Annotated in this window: 20 protein-coding genes; 9 read left to right on the forward strand and 11 right to left on the reverse strand. The window is 72.8% G+C overall.

The annotated features are described in order from the left end of the window. Together AB0J87_RS25155 and AB0J87_RS25160 are read right to left on the reverse strand one after the other, a co-directional pair. Positions 1 to 945 carry a GNAT family N-acetyltransferase gene (locus tag AB0J87_RS25155; protein WP_363968796.1) on the reverse strand — a complete coding sequence of 315 codons (945 nt, stop codon included), beginning with the start codon at positions 943 to 945 and terminating at the stop codon, positions 1 to 3. A 95-nt stretch (positions 946 to 1,040) separates the two neighbouring features. Next, positions 1,041 to 2,612 carry an MDR family MFS transporter gene (locus AB0J87_RS25160; RefSeq protein ID WP_363968798.1) on the reverse strand — a complete coding sequence of 524 codons (1,572 nt, stop codon included), beginning with the start codon at positions 2,610 to 2,612 and terminating at the stop codon, positions 1,041 to 1,043. A 104-nt stretch (positions 2,613 to 2,716) separates the two neighbouring features. On the opposite strand from AB0J87_RS25160, the gene AB0J87_RS25165 reads away from it, so the two are divergent. Together AB0J87_RS25165 and AB0J87_RS25170 are read left to right on the forward strand one after the other, a co-directional pair. Next, positions 2,717 to 3,262, forward strand: coding sequence for a helix-turn-helix domain-containing protein (locus tag AB0J87_RS25165; RefSeq protein ID WP_350734725.1), 546 nt, complete (start codon positions 2,717 to 2,719; stop codon positions 3,260 to 3,262). Positions 3,263 to 3,355: 93 nt separating this feature from the next. Then, positions 3,356 to 3,787: an ATP-binding protein gene (locus tag AB0J87_RS25170; RefSeq protein ID WP_363968800.1), complete on the forward strand. Its 432-nt coding sequence runs from the start codon at positions 3,356 to 3,358 to the stop codon at positions 3,785 to 3,787. 18 nt (positions 3,788 to 3,805) lie between these two features. Here AB0J87_RS25170 and AB0J87_RS25175 read toward each other — a convergent pair whose 3' ends face one another. The 3 genes from AB0J87_RS25175 to AB0J87_RS25185 are packed head-to-tail and all read right to left on the reverse strand — an operon-like array spanning position 3,806 to position 6,422. Beyond that, complete coding sequence (locus AB0J87_RS25175; protein WP_363968802.1) at positions 3,806 to 4,165, reverse strand: hypothetical protein; 360 nt, start codon at positions 4,163 to 4,165, stop codon at positions 3,806 to 3,808. A 58-nt stretch (positions 4,166 to 4,223) separates the two neighbouring features. Next, entirely contained in the window at positions 4,224 to 5,186 is a 963-nt protein-coding gene (locus AB0J87_RS25180; RefSeq protein WP_363968804.1) for a Ppx/GppA phosphatase family protein, read from the reverse strand. A gap of 15 nt (positions 5,187 to 5,201) precedes the next feature. After that, on the reverse strand, positions 5,202 to 6,422 hold the full coding sequence (locus tag AB0J87_RS25185) for a cytochrome P450 (protein ID WP_363968806.1): 1,221 nt from the start codon (positions 6,420 to 6,422) through the stop codon (positions 5,202 to 5,204). Between the two features lie 118 nt (positions 6,423 to 6,540). Here AB0J87_RS25185 and AB0J87_RS25190 point away from each other — a divergent pair, with 118 nt between their 5' ends. Both AB0J87_RS25190 and AB0J87_RS25195 read left to right on the forward strand, forming a co-directional pair. Beyond that, the gene (locus AB0J87_RS25190) at positions 6,541 to 7,389 is read left to right on the forward strand and encodes a formylglycine-generating enzyme family protein (RefSeq protein WP_363968808.1); all 849 of its coding nucleotides are present in this window, start codon (positions 6,541 to 6,543) and stop codon (positions 7,387 to 7,389) included. Positions 7,390 to 7,393: 4 nt separating this feature from the next. Beyond that, a complete protein-coding gene (locus AB0J87_RS25195; protein WP_350734736.1) occupies positions 7,394 to 8,524 on the forward strand; it encodes a UDP-N-acetylglucosamine--N-acetylmuramyl-(pentapeptide) pyrophosphoryl-undecaprenol N-acetylglucosamine transferase in 1,131 nt (376 codons plus the stop codon). A 218-nt stretch (positions 8,525 to 8,742) separates the two neighbouring features. On the opposite strand, the gene AB0J87_RS25200 is transcribed toward AB0J87_RS25195, so the two are convergent. The 4 genes from AB0J87_RS25200 to AB0J87_RS25215 all read right to left on the reverse strand — a co-directional run bounded on the left by AB0J87_RS25200 (position 8,743) and on the right by AB0J87_RS25215 (position 13,226). Beyond that, on the reverse strand, positions 8,743 to 9,627 hold the full coding sequence (locus tag AB0J87_RS25200; protein ID WP_350734738.1) for a hypothetical protein: 885 nt from the start codon (positions 9,625 to 9,627) through the stop codon (positions 8,743 to 8,745). A gap of 21 nt (positions 9,628 to 9,648) precedes the next feature. Continuing rightward, on the reverse strand, positions 9,649 to 10,557 hold the full coding sequence (locus AB0J87_RS25205) for a hypothetical protein (RefSeq protein ID WP_363968811.1): 909 nt from the start codon (positions 10,555 to 10,557) through the stop codon (positions 9,649 to 9,651). A gap of 23 nt (positions 10,558 to 10,580) precedes the next feature. Continuing rightward, a complete protein-coding gene (locus AB0J87_RS25210; RefSeq protein ID WP_350734741.1) occupies positions 10,581 to 11,468 on the reverse strand; it encodes a hypothetical protein in 888 nt (295 codons plus the stop codon). A gap of 186 nt (positions 11,469 to 11,654) precedes the next feature. After that, entirely contained in the window at positions 11,655 to 13,226 is a 1,572-nt protein-coding gene (locus AB0J87_RS25215) for a hypothetical protein (RefSeq protein WP_363968812.1), read from the reverse strand. Between the two features lie 152 nt (positions 13,227 to 13,378). Here AB0J87_RS25215 and AB0J87_RS25220 point away from each other — a divergent pair, with 152 nt between their 5' ends. Both AB0J87_RS25220 and AB0J87_RS25225 read left to right on the forward strand, forming a co-directional pair. After that, complete coding sequence (locus AB0J87_RS25220) at positions 13,379 to 14,035, forward strand: response regulator transcription factor (protein ID WP_350734744.1); 657 nt, start codon at positions 13,379 to 13,381, stop codon at positions 14,033 to 14,035. A gap of 2 nt (positions 14,036 to 14,037) precedes the next feature. After that, complete coding sequence (locus AB0J87_RS25225; RefSeq protein ID WP_363968813.1) at positions 14,038 to 15,198, forward strand: HAMP domain-containing sensor histidine kinase; 1,161 nt, start codon at positions 14,038 to 14,040, stop codon at positions 15,196 to 15,198. Here the strand turns inward: AB0J87_RS25225 and AB0J87_RS25230 are convergent, their stop codons facing one another. Continuing rightward, the gene (locus AB0J87_RS25230) at positions 15,199 to 18,024 is read right to left on the reverse strand and encodes a hypothetical protein (RefSeq protein WP_363968815.1); all 2,826 of its coding nucleotides are present in this window, start codon (positions 18,022 to 18,024) and stop codon (positions 15,199 to 15,201) included. It lies immediately after the preceding gene. A 74-nt stretch (positions 18,025 to 18,098) separates the two neighbouring features. Then, positions 18,099 to 19,976, reverse strand: coding sequence for a propionyl-CoA synthetase (locus AB0J87_RS25235; RefSeq protein WP_363968817.1), 1,878 nt, complete (start codon positions 19,974 to 19,976; stop codon positions 18,099 to 18,101). 45 nt (positions 19,977 to 20,021) lie between these two features. Between AB0J87_RS25235 and AB0J87_RS25240 the strand changes: the two genes are divergently transcribed. Genes AB0J87_RS25240 through AB0J87_RS25250 form a run of 3 tightly spaced genes read left to right on the forward strand, consistent with a single transcriptional unit; the run spans position 20,022 to position 24,525 of the window. Continuing rightward, positions 20,022 to 20,660 (forward strand): nucleotidyltransferase domain-containing protein, encoded by a 639-nt coding sequence (locus tag AB0J87_RS25240; protein ID WP_363968819.1) that lies wholly within the window; start codon positions 20,022 to 20,024, stop codon positions 20,658 to 20,660. Continuing rightward, positions 20,657 to 21,406, forward strand: a complete 750-nt coding sequence (locus AB0J87_RS25245; protein WP_363968820.1) for a nucleotidyltransferase domain-containing protein — start codon at positions 20,657 to 20,659, stop codon at positions 21,404 to 21,406. Before AB0J87_RS25240 ends, AB0J87_RS25245 begins: the two co-directional genes overlap by 4 nt. Beyond that, complete coding sequence (locus tag AB0J87_RS25250; protein ID WP_363968822.1) at positions 21,403 to 24,525, forward strand: AAA family ATPase; 3,123 nt, start codon at positions 21,403 to 21,405, stop codon at positions 24,523 to 24,525. Before AB0J87_RS25245 ends, AB0J87_RS25250 begins: the two co-directional genes overlap by 4 nt. Positions 24,526 to 24,534: the final 9 nt, after the last annotated feature.

The following is a 24,534-nucleotide window of genomic DNA, read 5'->3' on the forward strand; positions in this document are numbered from 1 at the left end:
TCAGACGCGGTGCTGCCAGACGTCGATGACCAGGACGGGGCGCATGCCCGCCGACTCGTAGAGCCCGAGCGCCGGGGTGGTGTTGTTGGAGTCGACGTGCAGGATCGTGCCCTTGCGGCCGCGCGCCGCGTCGGCGGCGAAGGCGTGGCGGAGCAGGAAGCGCCCCAGACCCCGGCCGCGGAACTCCGGAACGACCGCGAGCGTGGCCACGTAGCCGCAGCCCTCGTCCGGGACGAACTGGTTGTTGGCGATCAGCACCCCGGCGGGGCGGCCGTCGAGGCGGGCCAGGGTGAGCTGGGCCCAGTCCGTCGTCGACTGCGCCTGCCGGCGCGAATACCACACGTCGTAGTCGACCGGCACGAACCCGAAGTGCTCGGCGAAGCCCTCCTGGTGCACCCGGTGCGCCGCGCGCCGCGCGTCGTCGCTCTCCCCCGTGTGCAGGGTCAGCCCGGCGGGCGGAGCGGGCGGCTGCACGGGCCCGTCATGGTCGATGCGCATGCGGTGGAAGCTGGTGCCGGGCGAAAAGCCGCGCGCCTCGGCCGTGGCCCGCTTGGCGGTGTCGGCGCGGTAGATGCCGATGTGCAGGGTGGCGCCGTCGTGGCCGGCCTCGGCGGCCAGCTCGCCGGCCCGTCCGATCACCAGGGGCCAGAGCCGGTCGTCCAGGCCCGCCCGCCCCAGATCAGGGCCGGGCCGTACGATCACCTCGACGTCCACCGTGTCGCTGTCGCCGACGCGGCACGCCCAGGCCCACCCGTCGAGCCGGCCGTCGCCGTCGCGGGCGAGCCAGCCGTCCCTGTCGCGGTCGAAGCCGGGCTCGGCCAGCTCGTCGGCGACGTCGTCGAGCGTCATGTCGGGAGAGCCGATCACCGCGGTGTCGTAGACCGCGATCAGCTCATGGATGGCCGCGGCGTCTTCCACGCGCGGGCGGCCGAGGGTGTGGTGCATAGCGGGGATTGTCCACAAAACACCGGCCGCGCGCCTCCCATTTTTTCCCGAGGCATTTCCCGAGGTCGAAACCGGAGGCGCGCTCGGCCGGGTGCTCAGCCCGCCGCGGGGCTGACGGCCTGCTCGTCCTTGGCGGGCGCCGGGGCGCCGCCGCGCAGCGGGATCTCCTTGACGAACGCGGCCAGCACGGGCACGACGACCGCGAACAGGATGGCCCACCAGAAGACGCCGGAGATGGAGGTCGCCAGCGACTCCAACAGCCCGGTGCGCATCTGCGCGGGCATCTGGGCGACCGCGCCGGGGTCCATCCTGCCGCCGCTCTTGGCCACCCGCTCGGCCGCCTGCTCGCCGAAGCGGGAGGTCAGCTCCGACAGGAAGTGGTTGTTGAAGATCGCCCCGAACAGCGAGACGCCGAACGAGCCCCCGATCGACCTGAAGAACGTGGTGGCGCTGCTGGAGACGCCCAGGTCCTTCTGCTCGACGCTGTTCTGCGCGATGAGCATCGTGGTCTGCATGAGGAAGCCCATGCCGAGGCCGAGCACGGCGATGTAGACACCGGTGACCCAGGAGGCCGTGTGGACGTCCATCGTGGACAGCAGCCACATGCCCACCGCCATGCCGATCCCGCCGAGCACCGGGTAGATCTTGTACTTGCCCGTGACGGTGATCGCCTTGCCCACGAACAGCGACACGACCATCGCGGCGCCCATCATCGGCAGCATCAGCAGGCCGGAGTTGGTGGCCGTGGAGCCCTGCACCATCTGCTGGAACAGCGGCAGGAAGTTGATCGCGCCGAACATGGCGAAGCCCAGCAGGAAGCCGATGATCGAGATCAGCGTGAAGTTGCGGTTGGCGAAGAGCTGCAGCGGCATGATCGGCTCTTCGACCTTCCGCTCGACCACGACGAACAGCGCCAGCGTGACGACGGCGATCGCAACGAGGGTGAGGATCTGCCAGGAGCCCCAGGTGTACTCGTTGCCGCCCCAGGTGGTGATGAGCACCAGGGCGGTGATGCCGACGGACAGCAGGCCCGCGCCCGCCCAGTCGATGCGCACCTTGTTGCGCAGCTTCGGAAGGTGCAGCTGCGTCACGATCATGGCCAGCGCGATCGCGCCGATCGGCAGGTTGACGTAGAAGGCCCAGCGCCAGTCGATGTTGTCGGTGATGAAGCCGCCGACCAGCGGGCCCGCGATCATCGCCAGCGACATGACGCCGGCCATGATGCCCTGGTACTCGCCGCGCTCGCGGGGCGGCACCAGGTCGCCGATGATCGCCATGACGTTCACGATGAGGCCGCCCGCGCCGAGCCCCTGGATCGCGCGGAACGCGATCAGCTCGGCCATGCCGCCCTCCGGCCCGCCGAGCAGCGACGAGCCCGCCATGCCGCAGAGCGCGGAGCCGACCATGAAGATGACGATCGAGATGATGAAGATGGTCTTGCGACCGTACAGGTCGCCGATCTTGCCCCAGATCGGCGTCGAGACGGTCGTGCCCAGCACGTACGCCGTGACGACCCACGACAGATGCGTCAGACCGCCGAGCTCCCCGACGATGCGCGGCATGGCCGTGCCCACGATCATGTTGTCGAGCATCGCCAGGACCATGGCTAACATCAGTCCCGGTAGAACGACCATGACCTCACGGCGTCGTCCGACTGCCTCCGCCACCAGACACCCCCCATGTGCATTTTGGATCTTGCTTACTTGCCGCCCGGCAAGCATAGAATAAGGTAGATACTTACTTGCCGGCCGTCAAGTCGAAAAGGTGTGAAGTGCGGGAAGACACTCGGACCCGGATTCAGGAGATCGCGCTCCGGCTGTTCACCGAGCAGGGATACGAGGCGACGTCACTGCGGGAGATCGCCGAGGAGCTCGGAGTGACGAAGGCCGCCCTGTACTACCACTTCAAGACGAAGGACGACATCGTCACGAGCCTGGTCGGCAACCGGCTGGTCGAGCTCGAGGAGCTCCTGGCGTGGGCCCGGAGCCGGCCGAAGACGCCGGAGACGCGGCGCGAGCTGGTCGAGCGCTACGCCGCGGGGATCAGGCGGACCCAGCACATCGGGGTGGCCAGGTTCCTGGAGCGCAATCAGACCGCCCTGCGTGACCATCCGACGCTCACCAAGACCCGCGAGCTGATGATGGAGCTCGTGGCCGAGCTGAACGAGCCCGGCGCCACGCCCGTCGAGCGCGTCAGCCGGGCGACGGCGCTGTTCGCGATACACGCGGGGAAATGGATGATCGAGGAGGGCCGGCTGTCCGAGGATGAGGTCGACAAGGCCTCCCTGGAGGTCGCCATGCGCCTGCTGGAGCCATAGCTTCCGGACCCCGGACCTCTGACGGGACGATTGACGCACCGTAACGGGGGAAGGGGACTGAGCACGCATCCAGACAGAAGGAGGAGGCCCCGAATGGAGGCCACGATAGCGCTCCGACTGCCCAGGGATGCGGCGAGCGTCCCCCTGATAAGGAAGATGCTGGACGGCACGCTGCGTTCCCTCGGCGTCGATCCGCAGATCCGTGACGACATCGAACTCATGCTCACCGAGGCGTGTTCCAACGTGATCAGACACGCGGAGCCAAGCGACGACTACACGGTCAGCGCGTCCGTACTCGATGACCGGTGCGTCATCAAGGTCATCGACAACGGAGAAGGCTTCGACCCGAACAAGATCATCAACCCCGAGCCGGGCTCCGAGCACGGGCGCGGGCTGCTGATCATGCGCGCGCTCGCCGACGACATCCGGTTCGTCAACAGGCACGAGCACGGCGCGGTGGTCTGCCTGGAGAAGCGGCTGCGGTACGCGCCGGGGGCGGCCGGGCTCCACCTCATGGCCCTGTGAGCCGGCCCGCCCCATCCTTCACAGGCGCGTGTGCCGATCCACCGGCCGAGGTCCGCGGATCCGCGGACCGGGCGGGTGCCCGTGTTCCCTGGAGCGGACGGCACCGAGCAGGAAGCGGCGGCGCGTCCCTGACGTGCTCCCGCTCAGCTCCGCCCGCAACCGGGCGGGAACGGCGTCGCCGCTGCGTTTGAGCGTCAGCCTCGGCTCGCGCCGGGCCAACCTGGCCAGCCGCCGCCACAGGCCGTGCCAGTCGGTCACCATCGAGCCGGCCAGGCACCCGAGGACGACCAGCGCGACCACCGAGATGGCCAGCACGGCAAGGACGATGAGCAGGAGCACGACGGCGAGCGAGCCGATCGTGCCGAGCACCTCCATCATTCGGCGGAGAATGCCCGGCGCCCAGCGCTTTATGCCAATTTTTCGGGATAGATCGTCCTTACTCCAGCGCGCTATCGCTGCGCAGGTCGAACCGCCCCGGCAGGATGTCGAGCCGGCGCAGTATCACGCCCTCGCGCAACGCCCACGGGCACACCTCCAGCCGGTCCACCTCGAACAGGTCCATGGCCGCGTCGGCGACCAGCGCCCCGGCCGCGAGCTGCGCCGCCCGCCCCTCGGACACGCCGGGCAGCTGCGCCCGCTCGGCACCGCCCATGGTGGTCAGCTTGACCGCCCAGTCGGCCATGGCCTGCCTGGACAGCGGGCGGGAGACGTACGGGCCGTCGCTGGACGGCGCCGCTCCCGCGATCCTGGCGAGCTGCTTGAACGTCTTGGAGGTGGCCACCGCGCGGTCGGCCTCGCCGTTCCTGACGACGTCGCCGACCGTGCGGGCGATCTCGGTCCGTACGTGCTTGCGCAGCTTGCGCACCTCCTCGGCGGACGGCGGGTCGGCGGTGAACCAGTCACGCGTCAGCCGCCCGGCGCCCAGCGGCAGCGAGACCGCCACGTCGGGCTCCTCGTCCACACCGGAGGCGATCTCCAGCGAGCCGCCGCCGATGTCGAAGACCAGCAGCCGCCCCGACGACCACCCGTACCACCGCCGCACCGCCAGGAACGTCAGCCTGGCCTCGTCACGCCCGGACAGCACCTCGATGTGCACGCCACTGCGCTCCTCGACCTGTGCCAGGACCTCCTCGCCGTTGGCCGCCTCGCGCACGGCCGAGGTGGCGAAGGCCAGCAGGTCCTCCACCCCCTTGTCCTCCGCCAGGTGCACGGCCTCCTCCACGAAGGCGCCGAGCCGCTCGACGCCCTCGTCACCGAGCCGGTTGTCCTCGCCCAGGTATTCCGTGAGGCGGAGCCCCTCCTTGTGGGAGTAGGCGGGCATGGGCCGGGCGCCCCTGTGGGCGTCGACGACCAGTAAATGGACAGTGTTCGAGCCGATGTCCAGCACGCCGAGTCGCATGGGAAAACGCTACCGTTATGCGGCTTTTACAGCGAAGTTGAGTCGGAAGTGGTTGAGCATGGCCGGCAGCGCCCCCTCCAAGCGTACGGACGGTCTGACTGAGCGCTCGCGCAGGACGGCGTCCAGGAGGGCCGCGGCGGTGAACAGCACGAGGTCCTCCCCCGCGCAGCTCGCGAACCCGGCGCTGAACGGCACGCCCGCCCACTCGCCGCCGCCGTCGCGCCACAGCTCGGGGCGGTAGGAGTCGCCGGGCTCGGCCCGGTTCACGTACGGGCTGTAGATCGCCGCGGTGGTGCCCTCGGGGACGTCCCATTCGGTCGGGCCGACGGCCTCGCGCACGATGGTGATCGTGATGGGCCAGAGCCGCACGGACTCCAGCACGGTGGCCCTCAGGTCGGCGGGCCCCTGATGGGCGGGCTCCTGGTGGGCGGCCAGCGCGAGCGCCCGGTAGGCCGCGGCGGCGGCCCCGTCGAAGGCGAACAGCCAGTGCGGCACCTGCCCCTCGGGATGCACGTCGGCCGCGGCGTGCGCGCGGGCCAGCTCGGCCGCCAGGCTGCCCGGCTCGGCCCGGGCCAGGTGCCCGGCCAGCCGGCGCCGGAAGGCGTTGAACACGTCGGTGCGGAGCCCGCGCAGATCCGACCAGTTGGCGTCGGCGCGCAGCCGGTCGAGCTGCCGGGTGAGGATCACGTCGTCCCGCGCCCCGTCGCCGAGCACGATGCGCCGCACGATCCGCCAGTGCGTGGCGTGGAAGCGCGGCCAGGTCAGCAGCCCGTGGCGGGGCAGCGTGGCGGCCTCCTCCTCGACGACCCGGGCGAAGGGGGCGAAACCGGAGCAGAGCACCTGGTCGTTCAGGGCGCGCCGGCGCTCGCGCAGGCCGGGGTCGCGGGTGATCAGCAGGCCGTCGGGCTGGAAGTGGCCGAGCGCGCCGCGTTTCGCCCTGGCCGCCGGGGTGAAGTCCCGGTCGTCGAGCACCGCGCGCACGTCGCGCGCGGCCAGCGGCAGTATCACCCAGCCGCGTCCGGGCACCCGTACGAGCAGCGGGCCCTCGCCGTGCTCGGCGCGCAGCCGGGCGAGCAGCCGGATCGCCCGGCCGTCGGCGTCGGCGAGCTCCGCCAGCCGCACCGCGTACGGGCGGCGCGCGACGGGGCCCTGCGCGATCGACGGCAGCGCCACCGCGGCGGCCAGGGCCAGGGTCTCTTCGGCCGTGACCCGGGGCAGCCGTGTGATCGTGGACATGTTCCAGGGACTACCCTTCCTTGGTGTCGTGGACACGTTTGGGGGACTTTTGAGCACTTGCTGTGGGCCGAGCAGAGACGGTGCCGCGCAACCGTACGCGGGGCCCTACGCGCAGCCGGTGATCGCCGTGCGGCGGGAGGCGCCGCGCGGGATGGTGCGCGTGCCCGGCGGAACGTTCCTCATGGGCGGCGACGACCCCGACGGGCGGCCCGAGGACGGCGAGGGGCCGGTGCGCGAGGTGCGGCTGGACCCGTTCATGATCGATCCGACGTGCGTGACGAACGCGCAGTTCGCCACGTTCGTGAAGGAGACCGGCTACGTCACGGAGGCCGAGCGGATCGGCTGGTCGTTCGTGTTCGCCCAGTTCGCCACGGGCGGGGTGATGGACGCCAGCGTGCCCGGCGCGCCCTGGTGGGCGGGCGTCGAGGGCGCCTCGTGGCGCTCGCCGGAGGGCCCGGGGTCGTCGGCCGGCGACCGGCAGAACCACCCCGTCGTGCACGTGTCCTGGAACGACGCGACCGCGTACGCCACGTGGGCGGGCAAGCGGCTGCCCACGGAGGCGGAGTGGGAGATGGCCGCCCGCGGCGGCCTGGAGCGCAAGCGCTACCCGTGGGGCGACGAGCTGGCGCCCAAGGGGCGGCAGCGGTGCAACATCTGGCAGGGCCGCTTCCCGGTGGCGCCGAGCAAGGGGACGGTGCCGGTCAAGTCGTTCCAGCCCAACGGGTACGGCCTCTACAACGTCTCCGGCAACGTCTGGGAGTGGACGGCCGACTGGTGGGGCACGGCCTGGGAGGCGTTCGCCGACAACCCGGCCGGTCCCGCGCAGGGCGCGGCGAAGGTGATCCGCGGCGGCTCGTACATGTGCCACGACTCCTACTGCAACCGCTACCGCGTGGCCGCCCGCACCTCCAACACGCCTGACTCCTCCACCGGGCACACGGGTTTCCGCTGTGCGGCCCTAGTCTGATCGCATGTCACGAACCCTGCGACTGTTGATCACCGGCGGCGGCACCGGTGGTCACACCTATCCGGCTCTGACCACCCTGTCGGCCGTCCAGCGGCGTCAGGTGCCCCACGACGTGCTCTGGGTGGGCACGGCCAACGGCCTCGAGGCGCGGATCACGTCCGAGCACGGCATCCCGTTCAAGGCGATCACCACGGGCAAGCTGCGCCGCCGTCCGAACCTCAAGGAGCTGGGCACCAACATCGCCGACGTCTTCCGCATCCCGATCGGGGTGCTGCAGGCGGTGGGGCACGCGGCCCGCTACCTGCCGGACGTGGTGTTGTCGACCGGGGGCTACGTGGCGGTGCCCATCGGGGTCGCGGCCAAGCTGATCCGCCGGCCGCTGGTGATGCACGAGCAGACGACCGTCGTGGGGCTGGCCAACCGCATCCTGGCCAGGCTGGCGACCAGGATCGCGCTGTCACACGAGTCGTCGCTGGACTACTTGCCCGCCTCCGCCCGCTCGAGGGCCGTGGTGACCGGAAACCCGATCAGGCCCGAGCTGCTGCAGGGCAACCGGGCGGCGGCGTACGACCTGTTCGGGCTGACGTTCGAGGTGCCGCTGATCTACGTGACGGGCGGCGCGCAGGGCAGCAAGCAGGTCAACACCCTGATCGCGGAGATCCTGCCGCGGCTGCTGCCGCACGCGCAGGTCGTGCACCAGTGCGGGCCGGCGTGGATCGACCAGATGCGGGCCGTGGCGCTGCCCGTGGACCTGGCCGATCGCTACCATCCGGTGCCGTACGTGGGCGGGGAGCTGGCCGACCTGTTCGCCGCCGCCGACGTGGTGATCTCCCGCAGCGGGGCGGGGACGGTGTCGGAGCTGACCGCCATCGGCAAGCCCTCCGTGCTGGTGCCCCTGATCCCCACCGGGGGTGACGAGCAGCGCAAGAACGCCGCGTACCTGGTGTCGGCGGGGGCGGCCCGGGCCCTGCTGGAGCCGCATCCGACGGCCGAGCAGCTGCTCGCCGAGCTGATGCCGTTGCTGGCCGACCCGGGGCTGCGCCATTCGATGGGGCAGGCGTCGGCCAAGCTCGGCCGCGTGGACGCCGCCGACGCCCTGTGCGACCTCCTCCTGGAAACCGCCCGGCCCACCTGACCAGGCGCCCCCTCGTCCGAAGTGCGGACCGTACTCCGGCTGAGGTCCCTTCGAGGTGAGGAGCATCGGCCGGAGGGCGGGAGCCGCCGGCCGCACTCCGGCCGAGGCCCCTTTGGCGCCACCCCGGCGATCGGCGCGGGCCGCCCCTCCTGCGGCCCCGAGGACACCGGCCGGGGTACGGCGCGTTGGGCGTCACTGGCCGGGCTACGGCGGAGGGGTCAGGGGTCGAGGTAGCGGAAGGCTTCGTGGGCGGAGGTGACGCTTCGCCGCAGCGCCTGCTCCAGCCGGTCCGCGTCCTGCGCCAGCCGCTCCAGCTCCGGCACCGCGAACCCGTCGGCCCCCGTCTCGGCCACCAGTTCCTCGTACTGGTGCAGCCGCCCCCGCAGCTCCTCGATCTGGTGGTGGGCCTGGTACGCGCGCTCGGCGTCCGCGACGTTGGACGCGTAACGTTCCAGCGCCTCGACGCGGGCCAGCACGGCCGCCTCGCTGCTGTCGAGGGCCCGCGCGAGGGGTTCGGCCACGGCCTCCACCTCGGGGGTGAGCCCCTTGGACACGGTCTCCCTGTGCTTGGTGCGCAGCGCGGACAGCTTGGCCAGCAGGCGGGCGATCTCCCACTCCTGGGCGGGCAGCATCACCGCGTTGCTCACGTCGTCGAGCAGGCCCTCGGCGTTGACCCGGGACTCGGTCACGACGGCGATGGCGCGCTGGGCGCGGGCGAGCAGGCGGGCGGAGGCCTCGTCGAGGTCCTCGGTGAGCACGTAGCGGCCCTCGTACCAGCGCAGCTGCTCGTAGACCTCCCGCTCGTACTCCTCCTCGTCGTCGTCGGGCAGGTCGTTGCGGATGAACAGCACGATCATCATGGGGATGCCCAGCAGGACGAGCATCAGCAGGCCGAGACCCCGGCCGACCAGTCCGCTGACGGCCATCATCCCGAAGAGCGCCACCGATCCGAACGCCGCGACTATCCGGTACTGCGCGCTCGACAGGGCCCGCCTCGACTCGGGGGCCCAGCCCTGGCGCATCTTGAGCAGCACCCGCCGGCTCTCCCTGAGCAGTTGCGCGTCATCCGGCGGCACCTCGGGGTCTACCACCACATCCGCCACGAAATCGGATCCTAAGGGAAGTCACCCCCTCAGGTGGCGAAAAGCTTCGTGCGCGGAGCTGACGCTGTCACGAAGCGCTTGTTCAAGGCGGTCGGCGTCGTCGGACAACCGGCTCAGCTCCGGTACGGACGACCCGTCGGCGCCCGACTCGGCGAGGAGCTCCTCGTAACGGGGCAGCTTGGCGCTGAGGCGTTCGATCTGGTGCCGGGCGCGGTAGGCGCGCTCGGCGTCGCCGACGTGGCCGGCGTAACGTTCCAGCGCCTCGACACGGGCGATCACGGCCTGCTGGCTGCTGTCGAGCGCCTGGGCGAGGGGTTCGGCGACGGCGGCCACCTCGGGGGTGAGGCCTTCGGAGACGACCTCCTCGTGCTCGGCCCGCAGCTCCGACAGCTTGGCCAGCAGGCGGGCGATCTCCCACTCCTGGGCGGGCAGCATCACCGCGTTGCGCACGTCGTCCAGGAGGCCCTCGGCGTGGACGCTGGAGCCCATGACCTGGTCGATGGCGGTCTGGGCGCGGATCATGAGGGCCCTGGCGGGCTCGTCGAGCTGTTCGCGTACGACGTAACGGCCCTCGTGCCTGCGGGAGCTGTCGTAGACGGCCAGCTCCAGCGCGTGCGCGCGCTCCACCTCGGCGTCGGGCCTGGGCCTGAGCAGGACGCTGACGACGAGCAGGGCGGCGCCGGTCATGATCACGGCGAAGGGGGTGTAGCGTCCGGCGACGAAGAGGGCCAGGCCGTAGACGGCCGCGACGGCGGCGGTCCCGGTGGCGGCCAGCCTGGTCACGACGCCGACCAGCGGGCGATGGCGCTTGTGCGCGGGCACCCAGCCGGCGTGGATGCGTACGAGGAGCTTGCGGTTGTCACGTAAGAGGGCCGCGACGTCGTCGGCCACCGCCGGATCGACTATCACCTTCGCATGACGTCCGGGCACGTTATCGATCCTATGTCCGGGCGTCATCCTTCGAGATAGCGGAACGCCTCGTGGGCGGACCGGACGCTGCGTCGTAAGGTGCGTTCGAGCACGTCGGCGTCCTCGGTCAGGCGCTCGATCTCGGGCACGGCGAGCTTGTCCGCGCCCGACTCCGCCAGCAGTTCCTCGTAGCGCGGCAGCCGGGCACGCAGCTCCTCGATCTGGCCGCGGGCGTGGTAGGCGCGCTCGGCCTCGGCCACGTGGCCGGCGTAACGTTCCAGCGCCTCCACGCGGGCGACGACGGCGGCCTCGCTGTTGACCAGGGCCCGTTCGAGCGGCTCGATCACCGCGGCCACCTCGGGCGCGATGCCCCTGGCCAGCAGCTCCCGGTGTTCCAGGCGCAGCGCCGACAGCTTGGCGAGCAGGCGGGCGATCTCCCACTCCTGGGCGGGCAGCATCACGGCGTTGCGGGCGTCGTCGAGCAGTCCTTCGGCGTTGACGTGGGAGCGCAGCACCGACCCGATGGCCCGCTGCGCCCTGACCAGGACGGCCCGCGCCTCCGGGTCGAAGTCCTCGAGCAGCAGGTAGCGGCCGTCGTACCAGCGGGCCTGCTCGTACACGGCGCGCTCCTGCGGCCGGTCGTCCTCGGGGACCTCGCTCATGGAGGCGATCTTGACGAGGACGATGAAGACGTACGTGCCGAGCAGCACGAACCCGGCCGGCGCGAACGGCGAGGCGAGCAGGAGGCCCATGAGCGCGACCACGAAGGGGGTCGCGGCCAGGAGCATGGCGCTGGACGGGCTCTTGCGGCGGGACGGGGGCGTCTCGGCGGGCGGCACCCATCCGGCTCTGATCCTGGACAGCAGCGGGGCGTTGGCACGCAGCAGTCCGGCTACTTCCGGAGGCACTCCGGGATCGACGACCACACCCACGCTCTGTCCTGGCACCCTGGCGCCCCCAACGCTCGTGATGTACGGATATTACGTAACATTCCGGTGGAGTGTCAGCCTCAAAAGGGTCAGCCGGGGGAATCGGCGAGGGCGATCCAGGAGCGCGTCCATGGCCGGCCGGGCTCATGAGGGCGCCCCGACCAGCGGCGCGGCGGGCCGCCGGGCCCTTCAGGACGCGCGAGATCCGTTCGCCGATGCTCTCGGACGCGCAACATGATCGTAGCCACGGGGGTAACCACCCGACCGGCGCGGCGCCGGCCGCCGCACGGCCAGGGCGGCGGCCACGCAGGCGACGGGGATGGCGGGCAGGACGTAGCGGTGGTCGAAGTCGAGCGCGGCCACCGGCGCCACGAGCAGGAACACCGCGAACGACCACGGGAGCAGCGCCGCGCGCGGGCGCAGCACGGCGCCGGCCCCGCCGGCCAGCAGCAGGACGCCGAACAGCGTGCCGTGCAGGAACCACGGGTACGGGTAGGCGGCCAGGATCGAGGCGAACGGCTCGACGGACCGCATGCCCCGGATGTCCGGGTCGTACTCCTTCCTGACCTGGTCCACGAAGGGCTGGCCGGACGGCAGCGGCCAGGAGCCCCGCTGGAAGGCCGTGGTCGGGCTCATGCGCTTCGGGTGGGCGACGGGCTCCCACGTGAAGGCGAGCGAGGTGTCCCGGACGACCTCGCGCAGGTAGTCCAGGGGCTGCGCGGCGATGGCCCGGAGCGCGAACGCCCTGGCCAGGTCGTTGTGGGTGAACCGGTCGCCGGGCAGGCGGTTGAGCGAGGCCCGCGGGTCCCAGACGTACTCGGAGGCGGCGTCCAGGACGGTGCCGTTCGGGCAGAGCGCGGCCTGGTCCGCGGGCGGCCTGATGATCGAGCAGTCGGCGAAGGTCATGGTGCGGGCCCACAGGGCGACGCCGTCCGAGCCGCTCAGCGCGAACCTGCCGTGGTGCTGGGCGTACCAGCCGGCGTAGGCGGCCAGCGGCAGCGCCCCCGCCACCACCAGGGCGAGGGTCGCCCGCCACCGTGCCTGCCACCGCGCCTGCCACCGTGCCTGCCACCGTGCCTGCCACCGCGCCTGCCACCGCGCCTGCCACCGCGCCTGCCACCGCGCCTGCCACCGCGCCTGCCACCGCGCCTGCCACCGTGCCTGCCACCGTGCCTGCCACCGCGCCTGCCACGCGGTCCGCCGCAGCAGGAGGTAGAGGGCGGCCAGGCCGAGCAGCGGCACGGTGGCGGTACGGGTCAGACCGGCCAGGGCGAGGAGCACCCCGGCCACCGCCGCCGCCCGCGTGGACACCTCCCCGCGCCACATGAGCACCAGCAGCGCGGCCACGACGAGGAAGATCACCTGCGTGTCCGACAGCACGGCGTGCTCCAGGCGCACGAACGCCGGGTCGAACAGCACCGGCGCCGACGCCAGCGCCGCTCCCCAGGCGGGCAGCGACCGGCGGCGCAGCAGCAGGTAGATCATCACCCCGACGGCCAGCCCCATCGCGTGCTGCACCCCCGCGACGAGCTCCACGCTCTGGAAGGGCCGCAGCGCCCACAGGAACCAGGAGTAGCCCGCCGGGTGGAACGCGCCCTGCGGCCGCAGGCGCACGGCCGTGTCCAGGTAGGTGAACGAGTCGTACCAGTAGAGCCGCGCCGTGTCGTACCCCAGCATGACCAGCACGCGCAGCGCGGCGGCGAGCGCGAGCACGCACCCGAACAACCCGTGGTCACGTGGCCCCGCGAGCGTGGGCGCCATCGTCTTCTCCCCCGAGACCGCCAGGCGGATCCCGGCTTCAGGGGGGCCAGTCCAGCGCGCCGCCTATAACCTGAACGTCACCGATTCTGGTTATGCGCGCGTTATGCCGGCCAGAGCAGACTGGCGGGCATTTAACATCTTTTGGGGGCAAGGTGCGCGTTTTGGTCGCTGAGGATGAGCGGATGCTCGCCGACTCGATCGCCGAGGGGTTACGCGGAGAGGCACTGGCCGTCGACGTCGCCTACGACGGGGACGCGGCGCTCGAACGGCTCGGCGTGCACGACTACGACGTGCTGATCCTCGACCGCGACCTGCCGCAGGTGCACGGGGACGAGGTGTGCAAGGCCGTGGTCGAGCGCGGCTGGCTGGTGCGGGTGCTCATGCTGACCGCCGCGAGCGACGTGCGCTCGCGGGTGGTGGGGTTGTCGCTGGGGGCCGACGACTACCTGCCCAAGCCGTTCGCGTTCGAGGAGCTGGTGGCGCGGGTGCACGCGCTCGGGCGGCGGGCCAGGAGGGCCGATCCGCCCATGCTGGAGCGGGCCGGGGTGCGGCTGGACTGGGCGCACCGGCAGGTGTTCAGGGAGGGCCGGTACGTGCCGCTGGCCCGCAAGGAGTTCGGCGTGCTGGCCGAGCTGCTGCGGGCCCAGGGAGCGGTGGTCTCGGCGGAGACGTTGCTGGAGAAGGTGTGGGACGAGCACATCGACCCGTTCACGAACACGGTCCGCACCACGATGATGAAGCTGCGCAAGAAGCTCGGCGAGCCGCAGGTCATCGAGACCGTGCCGGGATCGGGGTATCGCATCCCATGAGCATGCGCCTGCGTTTCGCCCTGCTCAGCGGGGGCGTGTTCTTCGTGGTCGCCGCCCTCGCGCTGGTCGCCGTCTACTTCGTCGTCCAGACGAGCCTCCAGTACCGGGCCTCCGTGTTCACCCCCGACGAGATCCGGGTGGCGCGGGACAGTTACAGCCTCTACGCCGCGCGCTACCAGGACGGGTATGAGATAGCCAGGGGGTTCGCGCTCAAGACGCACCTCACCTACCAGGCCAGCGTCCTCGCCAACCTGCGCACCGCCGGCGGGCTCGCGGTGCTCGCCGGCACCGGGGTGGCGTTCGGGATCGGCTGGCGGACGGCGGGCATGGTGCTGCGCCCGCTCAGGAACGTCACCGACACCGCCCGCCGGGTCGCCCAGAGCCACAACCTGAGCGAGCGGATCGGCTACGACGGCCCCCAGGACGAGATCAAGGAGCTGACCGACGTCTACGACACCATGCTCGCCCGGCTGGCGCGCTCGTTCGACGGCCAGCGCAGGTTCGTCGCGAACGCTTCGCACGAGCTGCGCACCCCGCTCACGATCAACAGGACGCTCGTGGACGTGGCCGTGCGGCGGCCGGACGCGACCGAGGACGTCAAGCGGCTCGGCGAGTCGCTGCTGCTGGTCAATGCCCGCCACGAGCGCCTGATCGACGGCCTGCTGGCGCTGGCCGAGGGTGAGCAGGCGGTGCTGGACCGGCGGCCGTTCGACCTGGCGGACGTGGCCGAGCACGTGCTCGACCAGGCGGCGGCCGAGGCGGCCGAGCGTGAGGTGACCATGCACCGGCTGCTCGACCCCGCGCCGACGGCGGGCGAGGCGGTGCTGGTGGAGCGGCTGGTGCAGAACCTCGTGGAGAACGCCATCCGGCACAACCACGCCAAGGGCGAGGTGTGGGTGACGACGCGGCGGCGGGCCGATCGGGTCGAACTGGTCGTGGCCAACTCGGGACTGCAGGTGCCGTCGTACGAGATCGAGACGATCTTCGAGCCGTTCCGGCGGCTGCACGGCGACCGGCTGCGCTCGGACCGGGGCAGCGGGCTGGGGCTGTCGATCGTACGGGTGATCACCGAGGCGCACGACGGCACGGTCACGGCCACGCCCAGGGACGAGGGCGGCCTGACGATCAGCGTGGAGCTGCCGGTCGGCTCCGAGCAGGCCTGATCAGTCCAGGCCCTGGATCTCCCAGAGCGCCGTCTCCGGGACGCCCGCCTTGACGAGCTGCTCCCAGGTGCCCACCCGATCGGCCGGGTCGGCGAGCATGGCGCGCAGGAGCGGCCGCAGCTCCGTGTGGTCGGCGCCCTCCTCGGTCCACATCGCGCCCAGGGCCCGGTGCATGGCCGGCGACCGGACGGCCACGGTCCGCACCAGCTCGTCCAGGATGGCCAGGCGGTCCCGGTACGGCAGGAAGCGGCCCTTCCCCAGCGCCGCGACCAGCAGGTCGAGCAGGCGCCGGTGCCGGGCCGAGTGGCCGGTGGCGACCGCGACGACGACGTCGCCCATGCCGCCGGTCTCCGCGCCGCCGAGCACGACGTCCTCCTTGCCGTCCTCGAGCACGCGGTGCGCCGACAGGGCGGTCACCAGCCCGGTCCAGCCCTCCTGGCCGAGCTGCCCCTTCCACAGGTGGCTGAGCGAGGACCACTGCTCCAGGTGGTCGGGCCCGGACAGGATCGACGACACGCGGACCGGCTGCTCGGACGCGCAGACGATGAGCAGGGTGAGGTTGGCCGAGTAGGCGGCCAGGCGGCGGGTCATCGTGTGGCGTACCGGCCGGAATCCGATGAAGTGGCGGCGGGGCCGCTCGTGCAGCGACCGGCGCAGCAGCCCGGCCAGCAGCTCCACGCAGCGCTCGCGTACGGCGGAGGGCACCTCGTCCAGCAGCTCCAGGATGAACCCGACGGTCGGCCCGCGCTCGGCCAGGCACGAGTGGGACGTGACCGCGTACAGCAGGTCGTCGTCCACGGCCTGCACCAGCGCGAGCGGCTCGTCGCCGGCCAGGCGGCGGCGCCGGTCGAGGTCGCGCAGCGCGTACATGGTCAGCCAGGCCACCAGGAACTCGCCGAACGTGGCGTGCAGGAAGGCGTGCCCGTTCCTGCGCACGAAGAAGAAGCGCTCGGTGGCCTTACGCGCCCAGTCGACGCGGGCCTCCCCTGGTTGATCGGGGTCGCCGGGGTCGTCCTCGCCGCCCTGGCACAGGGCGGGCAGGTCGCGGTTGAGCGCCTCGTCGGTGATGACCTGGCGGCCGCTGGCCAGCATGGACAGGGCCACCGCGCCGAGCAGGACCAGCTCCTGGTCGATGGCCACCCGGCGCACGCCGCCGGTCTCGCGTTCGGTGTAGTCGCGCAGCAGCACCTCGTACAGGCGGGCGCGCCCGAGCGGGCCGTGGTCGCGCTGCAGCGCGTTGCTGCCCGCGTCGTAGAGGGCCAGCAGCAGCAGGAGCAGCGGCTGCCTGGCCATCTCGCCGTGGACGAGCGCCGCCTCGGCGGGCAGGGGCTTCAGGTCGCGGCGGGCGAGCAGGCCGCGGTTGCGCCGGTCCCAGATGTTCAGCCACTGCCGCACCTGGTCGTCGTCGAACGGCTGGAGCTGCAGCCCCAGCAGCCCCTTGGGGAACCTGATCCGGTCGGCCACCACCGTGCGGCCGGTCACGATCACCGCCACCGGGCGGCCCAGCTCCGCCTCCCTGGTCTGGAACTCCTGCACCCGTTCGAGGTAGTCGTGGCGGTCGACCCCGCCCTGGACCAGCTCGTCGAACCCGTCGAGGAGGATCACCGGCATCGCCCCGTCGGCGGCCGTCACCAGCTCGGCGTAGTCCACCTCCGTCCCCAGCACCGTGCCGAGGGCCTGCTCGACCTGCGCGGTGACGCCCGCCCGCGCGGACACGCCGGCCAGCTCGACCCGGATCGGCAGGAACTCCGACCTGGCCAGCCGTGCGGCGAGCACCTCGGTGAGCTTGGTCTTGCCCGAGCCGGGCTCGCCCAGCACGAGCAGGGGCGCCTGGGTGGCGCGCAGCGAGGTCAGATGGCCCACCAGGAACGCCTCGGTGTCGGGCACCGGCCGCCGGTCCTCCCACCAGTCCAGCTGGGCGGGAGTGGCGTCCCGGGTCAGCTCGGCGACCCGGAAGCGGGGGCTGAGGTAGCCCTCGCCGAGCAGCGGGAGCCAGACGTCCTCGGGCAGCTTGCCGGCGTGCAGGAGGGGCTGGTCGAGCGCGTTGGCGGCCATCCTGGCCTGGTGGATCACCGGACGGTCGCCCACCCGCGGCGGGGCCAGCTCGGCCAGCAGCCAGGCCACCCGCGACAGCGCCGTGGCGGGCGCCGGCTTCTCGGTGACGAGGCTGCGCACCCCGAACTCGTGGCTGTCGAGCGCCAGCGACCGGTAGTCCTCGTCGTAGATGCGCAGCGCGCGGGCGGGCGGGCCCTCGGCCAGCATGCGGGGCAGCAGGAGCTGGTCGTCGACCGTCAGGTCGTCCCAGACGCTCAGCCCGCCCACGTATCCGGCCATGGCCTCCGACATGCGCTGGTAGGCACGTTCCACGGCGAGGCGGGTCTCGGAGTAGGGCAGATGCGGCTCGGGCGTGGGCAGCCGCTCCAGCAGCAGGCTCGCCACCAGCCGGGCGAAGCGCTCGGCGGTCGGCACGCCGTGCGAGATCTTGCCGCCGCGGTCGAGCTGGTCGAGCGTGAACGGCAGCTTCGCCTCGCCGAGCGCCTCGAAGTAGGCCGAGATGACGATCACCGCGTGCGCGGAGGCCAGCCGCTGGGTGCGGGTGTACCGGTCGACGCCGCTCTTCAGCTCGGGCATGCGCCGCACGACGTCCTCGCCATAGCCGACGATGCTGTTGCGCATGTCGGTCAGGCCCGTCGTGAGCTGCCCCGCCCCGGCCAGCGCCCAGCCGGTACGCGCCGCCGCCGCGGCGAACCCGACCACCTTGACGAGCCGGGCGTCCTTGCACCCGAGGATCCTCAGGGCATCGGCGTAGCTCGGGGTCTCGATCATGTGCCTTCTCCCGGGGACTGGGAGTCCCATCATGCGCTGTGCGGCCGGGCCTTTTGGCGGAAGTTACCGGGCCGTCATGTTCGCTTCACGGCCTCCTCGATCTCCGGCAGCGCCGCGGGATCCTCGATCGTGGAGGGCGTGGTGTACGGGTTGCCGTCGGCGATGTCCCGCATGGTAGCGCGCAGGATCTTGCCCGAGCGCGTCTTCGGCAGCCGGGCCACCACGGCGGCGCGGCGGAAGGCGGCGACGGGGCCGATGCGCTCGCGTACCAGGGCGGTCAGCTCGCGCTCGATCTCCGCCGGGTCGCGGTCGGCGCCCGCCTTGAGCACCACGAACCCGACGGGCAGCTGGCCCTTCAGCTCGTCGGCCACGCCGATCACCGCGCACTCGGCCACGTCGGGGTGGGCGGCGATGACCTCCTCCATCGCGCCGGTCGACAGGCGGTGCCCGGCGACGTTGATCACGTCGTCGATGCGGCCCATGACGTAGAGGTAGCCGTCGGCGTCCACGTGGCCGCCGTCGCCGGTGAGGTAGTGGCCGGGGTAGCGCTCCAGGTAGGAGCGGGCGAAGCGGGCCTCGTCGCGGTAGAGGGTGGGCAGCGCGCCGGGCGGGAGCGGCAGCCTGACGGTGACGGCGCCGTCCACGCCCGGCGGGCACTCGTCGCCGCCGGGGTCGAGGATGCGCACGTCCCAGCCGGGGACGGGCTTGGTGGGCGAGCCGGGCTTGAGCGGCAGCGGCTCGATGCCGACGCAGTTGGCGGCGATGGGCCAGCCGGTCTCGGTCTGCCACCAGTGGTCGATGACGGGGATGCCGAGCAGGTCGGAGGCCCAGTGGTAGGTGTCGGGGTCGAGGCGTTCGCCGGCGAGGAAGAGGTAACGCAGCCCCGACAGGTCCCACTTTTTCGGGAAAAGGCCGGATGGGTCCTCTTTTTTGATGGCCCTGATCGCGGTCGGCGCGGTGAACAGCGTGCGCACCCCGTACGTGGACACCACCCGCCAGAACGCGCCCGGGTCGGGGGTGCCGACCGGTTTGCCCTCGTACAGCACGGTCGTGCACCCGGCCAGCAGCGGCCCGTACACGATGTAGGAGTGGCCGACCACCCAGCCCACGTCGGAGGCCGCCCAGTAGACCTCGCCCGGGGCGGCCCCGTAGACGTGGGACATGCTCCAGTGGAGCGCGACCGCGTGCCCGCCGTTGTCGCGCACCACGCCCTTGGGCAGGCCGGTGGTGCCGGAGGTGTAGAGGATGTAGAGCGGGTCGGTGGCGGCCACGCTGACGCAGTCGGCCGGCTCGGCGGCGCGCACCGCCCGCGCCCAGTCGAGGTCGCGGCCCTCGTCGAGCTCGGCCACGGCCTGCGGCCGCTGCAGGATCACGCACCTGGCGGGCCGGTGCTCGGCCTGCTCCAGCGCGGCGTCCAGCAGCGGCTTGTACGCCACCACCCGCGACGGCTCGATGCCGCAGGACGCCGAGAGCACCACCTTGGGCCTGGCGTGGTCGATCCGCACGGCCAGCTCCCTGGCCGCGAACCCGCCGAACACCACCGAGTGCACCGCCCCGAGCCGCGCGCAGGCCAGCATCGCGATCACGGCCTCCGGCACCATGGGCATGTAGATCACCACGGTGTCGCCCACCGTCACGCCGAGGTCGCGCAGCATGCCGGCCGTCCTGGCCACCTGGTCGAGCAGCTCGGCGTACGTGTACGTAAGGGCCGTCCCGGTCACCGGGCTGTCGTATATCAGCGCCGCCTGGTCGCCGCGCCCGGCCGCCACGTGGCGGTCGACCGCGTTGAAGCAGGTGTTGAGCCGCCCGTCGGGGAACCACCGGCCGCCGGCCGTCACGGTCGCCGGCGCCACGTCCCAGGAGATCCCCAGTGCCGCCTCGGACCAGAACTCGTCGGGTTGCTCGATGCTGCGCCGGTAAGCCTGCCGGTAAGCCTCGCCATAACCGCTCACTTATCGATCAGACCAGTCCACGGGCCCATGGCGCAAGATATCCGGGTGACCGATGACATGATCCTTACCGTCGTCATGGGGTCGAGGGCGTACGGACTCGAGACGGAAGCCTCCGACACCGACCGGCGGGGCGTCTTCGTGGCGCCGACGGCCGCGTTCTGGCGGTTGGAGAAACCGGCGACGCACCGGGACGGGCCGCTGCCCGAGCAGTTCTCGTGGGAGGTCGAGCGCTTCTGCGTCCTCGCCCTCGAGGCGAACCCCACCGCGCTGGAGTGCCTGTGGTCCCCCATGGTGGAGGTGATCACGCCTGCCGGGCGGCGGCTGCGCGAGCTGCGCCGGGCCTTCCTGTCGGAACGGGCGCGGCACTCGTTCGCCGGGTACGCCGACTCGCAGTTCCGCCGGCTCGACCCGGCCGCGCCGAAGTGGAAGCAGGCCATGCACATGATCCGGCTGCTGCTCAGCGGCCTGCACCTGATCCGCCACGGCGAACCGCTGGTCCAGGTGGGACCCTATCGGGAGCGGCTGCTGGCGATCCGGCACGGCGAGGTGCCGTGGGCGGAGGTGGACGCCTGGCGGACCGAACTGGCCGCCGAGGTGGGCGAGGCCGGCAGCGTGCTGCCGGAGCGGCCGGACCGGGAGCGGGTGGAGGAGTTCCTGGTCGGCGTGCGGAAGGAGAACCTGTGAAGCTGCCGGATTGGCTGGCCGAGATCCCTGGCGAGCAGCCGTACCCGCTGGTGTTCGCGACGGTGAGCGGGGCGCACCTGTACGGGTTCCCCTCGGTGGACTCGGACGTGGACCTGCGCGGCGTGCACGTGCTGCCGGTGGAGGAGGTGGCGGGGCTGCGGCACGGGCCGCAGACGCTGGAGCGGATGTGGACGCGCGACGGCGTCGAGGTGGACCTGGTGACGCACGACCTGGCCAAGTTCTGCCGATTACTGCTGGGGCGCAACGGCTATGTGCTGGAGCAGCTGCTGTCGCCGCTGGTCGTGACGTCGTCGCCGGTGCACGAGGAGCTGGTGGCGCTGGCCCCCGGCTGCCTGACGCGGCACCACGCCCATCACTACCTGGGGTTCGCGCGGACGCAGTGGCGGCTGTTCACCAAGCGTCTGGAGCTGAAGCCGCTGCTCTACACCTTCCGCGTGCTGGCCACCGGGACACACCTCATGCGCACCGGCGAGCTGGAGGCCGACCTGACGCGCCTGTACGCGTACGGGCCCGCGTACCTGCCGGACCTGGTCGCCCGCAAGGTGGAGGCCGAGCACGTGCGCGCGCCCTCCACGCTCGGCCTGGAGGCGGACGTGGAACGGATGACGGCCGCGCTGGAGGCGGCGCGCGACTCCTCCGCCCTGCCCGAGCGGGCCACGGCGGAGGCGGCGCTGCACGACCTGGTGGTGCGGGCGCGCGTGCGCGGGTGGAGCTCCCTGACGTGACGTCGGCAGGCGGGGAGCCGGCGGGCCGGACGGACGCGCTCGGAGTCGTCGGCGGCGAGCTGGTGGGCCGGACGGACGCGCTCGGGGTCGTCGGCGGCGAGCTGGTGGGCCGGACGGACGCGCTCGGGGTCGTCGGCGGGGTCCTGGCGGCGGGGTCGGGGTGCGTGGTGGTGGAGGGACCGGCGGGCATCGGCAAGAGCCGCCTGCTGGAGGAGGGCGCGGCGCGGGCGCGGGTGCGCGGGACCGCGGTGGTGCTCGGCCGCGCCACCGAGCTGGACCGGGTGGCACCCCTGTCCACCCTCCTCCGCCCGCTCGCCTCCGTTGGCGGGCCGCTCCCTTCCGTTGGCGGGCCGCTCCCCTCCGGTGGCGGGCCGCTGGGCCCGGGGTTCGGGGGTGACGGGTTCCGGGTGATCGAGCGGGTCGGCGAGGCGGTCGAGCGCTTCACGCGCTCCCGGCCGCTGGCGATCGTCCTGGACGACGTGCAATGGGCGGACGAGCTGACCTGCCTGGCGCTGCGGCAGCTCGTACCGGGACTGGCCGGGTCCCCCGTGGTGTGGCTGCTGGGGCGGCGGCCGCTGCCCCAGCAGGAGGCGGTGGACCGGCTCATCGAGGAGGGTGCCCGGCGCTTGCCGCTGCCTCCGCTCGGCCCGGAGGAGGCGGCCGAGCTGAGCGCGCGCCTGCTCGGCGCCGCACCCGGCCCGTCGGTGCTGGAGCTGGTGCGGGGCAGCGGCGGCAACCCGTTCCTGCTGGAGGAGGTGCTGACGGGGCTGCGCGCCGAGGGCCGGATCTCGGTGCGCGACGGCGTGGCCGAGGTCGCGGCGGGCGGCGCGGACCCCGTGATGGGCCCAGCGGGTGGCAGGGCGAGTGGCCCTGCGGGTGGAGGAGCGGGTGGCGCGGCGAGTCGCGGGGCGGGTGGCCCGGCGGGTGGCCCGGCGGGTGGCCCGGCGGGTGGCGGGGCGGGTGGCGGGGCGGGTGGCGGGGTGGCGTTGCCCGCCGGGTTCGTGGCGGCGGTCGAGAGGCGGCTGCGCGACCTGTCCGCCGAGGCGCGGCGGCTGCTGGAGGCGGCCTCCGTGCTGCGGCGGCCGTTCTCGGTGCACGAGGCGGCGGGGGTGCTGGGGGTGACGGCGGGGGCGCTGTTCGGGCATGTGGAGGAGGCCGTGAGGGCGGGCGCGCTCGTCGGTGAGGGGGATCGGCTGGCGTTCCGGCACGACCTCATCCGGGAGGCCGTCTACGGCGGGCTCGGCGCGCCCATCAGGACGGCGCTGCACCGGGAGGCGGCGTCCGTGCTGCGGGCCGAAGGACGGCCGCCCGCCGAGCTGGCCGAGCACCTGAGGCACGGCGCCCGCCGGGGGGACGCGGCGGCGGTCCGGGAGCTGCGGGCGGCTGCCGAGGAGATGACGGCCGCCGCCCCTTCGGCCGCCGCCGACCTGATGCTGCGTGCCCTCGAACTGGCCCACCCCCGCGACATCGCACCGGAGGCGACGCAAGGCACCACACCGGAGACCACGCGCCACCCCGCGCCAGAGACCACACGAGGCACCACGCCGGAGACCACACGAGGCACCGCGCCAGAGGCCACGCGAGGCACCGCTCCGGAGGCCACGCGCGACGCCGCGCCGCTGGTGGCCGGGGCCGTGCGGTTGCTGGCTTCGGCGGGGCGGCTGGGTGAGGCCAGAGAGCTCGCCGACCGCCTCGGCGTACCGCTCACGGCGGCCGAGGAGGCTGGGGTCGCGCTCGGGCTGGCCGAGGCGCTCAAGCACATCGGCGACGACCGGGGCGTCATCCGGCGGACCGGACAGGTGCTGGGCCGCTCGGGCGTGCCGGGTCGGGAGCGGGCGCGGCTGCTGGCCGTACGGGCCCACGCGCTGATGATGACCGGCGAGATCGACGCGGCCGCCGAGGCGGCGGCCGGCGCGGTCGCGGAGGGCGAGGTGTTCGCCCAGGTGGTGGGGTTGGAGGCGCGATCCACCGTGGCGCTGTTCCGGGGCGACCTCGACGGTGCGCTGCGGCACGCCGAACGGTCGGTCGAGCTGGCCGACGCGGCGGGCGGTGAGGCGGCCCACCGGCATCCGCGGTTGTGGCTGGGCGCGGCGATGGTGGCGCTGGACCGGTTCGAGGAGGCCGAGGGCCTGTACGCGGTGGTCGAACGGGAGGCCGGGCGGCTGGGCACGGCGTGGGCGCTGCCGCTGCTGCACCGGTTCAGGGCTGAGTTGCTGCTGGCCTGGGGGCGGCTCGACGACGCGGCGGCCGAGGCGGAGGCGGGGCTGCGGGTGGCCGGGCAGCTCTCGGCGATGGCGCTGGCCCCGGCGCTGCTCGGCGTGCTCGGCCACGTGGCGCTCCTCCGGGACGAGACGGAGGCGGCGCGTGGATACCTGGATCAGGGCCGCGAGATGGCCGGGGAGGGGCCCGGCCTGGTGTCCGAGGAGCTGCGGTGGCGGCGCGAGCTCCTCGACGAGGCGACGGGCGCCTCCCATGGCCGCAAGCTCCTCGACGAGGCGACGGACACCTCCCATGGCCGCAAGCTCCTCGGCGAGGTGACGGACACCTCCCATGGGCGCGATCTCCTCGGCGAGGCGGCGGGCACGGGCGTCTCCGATGGAGGCCCGTCCTATGGCGGTGCCCTGGCGTACCTGATCGTGCAGGAGCCGTGGACGGCGGCGCGGTGGCGGGCGGATCCGCGCGTGGTCGCGTGCGTGCGGGACCTCGCCCGCCGCAACCCCGGCGTCACGTCCCTCGCGGCCGGCCTCGCGCACGCGGAGGGCAGGCTGGAGGAGGCCGTCGAGCTGTACCGGAGCGCCCCGCGGCCGCTCGGGCTGGCGGCGGCCCTGGAGGAGGCGGGGCGGCGGGAGGAGGCCTTCGAGGTCTACCGGTCGTGCGGGGCCGCGGCGGGGAGGGTGCGGCGGGAGGTGACAGGGCGCGGGTGGGCGGCGCTGACGGCCTCCGAGCTGCGCGTCGTCCGGCTCGTCGCCCAGGGCATGACGAACCGGGAGGCGGCGGCCACCCTGTTCCTGTCGCCGCACACGGTCGACAGCCACCTCCGCCACGCGTTCGCCAAGCTGGGGGTGAACAGCCGGGTGGAGCTGACCAGGCAGGTGCTGGCGCACGAGCCCGGCCAATGAGTCAGCCCA

This window comes from Nonomuraea sp. NPDC049625, assembly GCF_040675285.1.
GTDB lineage: Bacteria > Actinomycetota > Actinomycetes > Streptosporangiales > Streptosporangiaceae > Nonomuraea > Nonomuraea angiospora_A.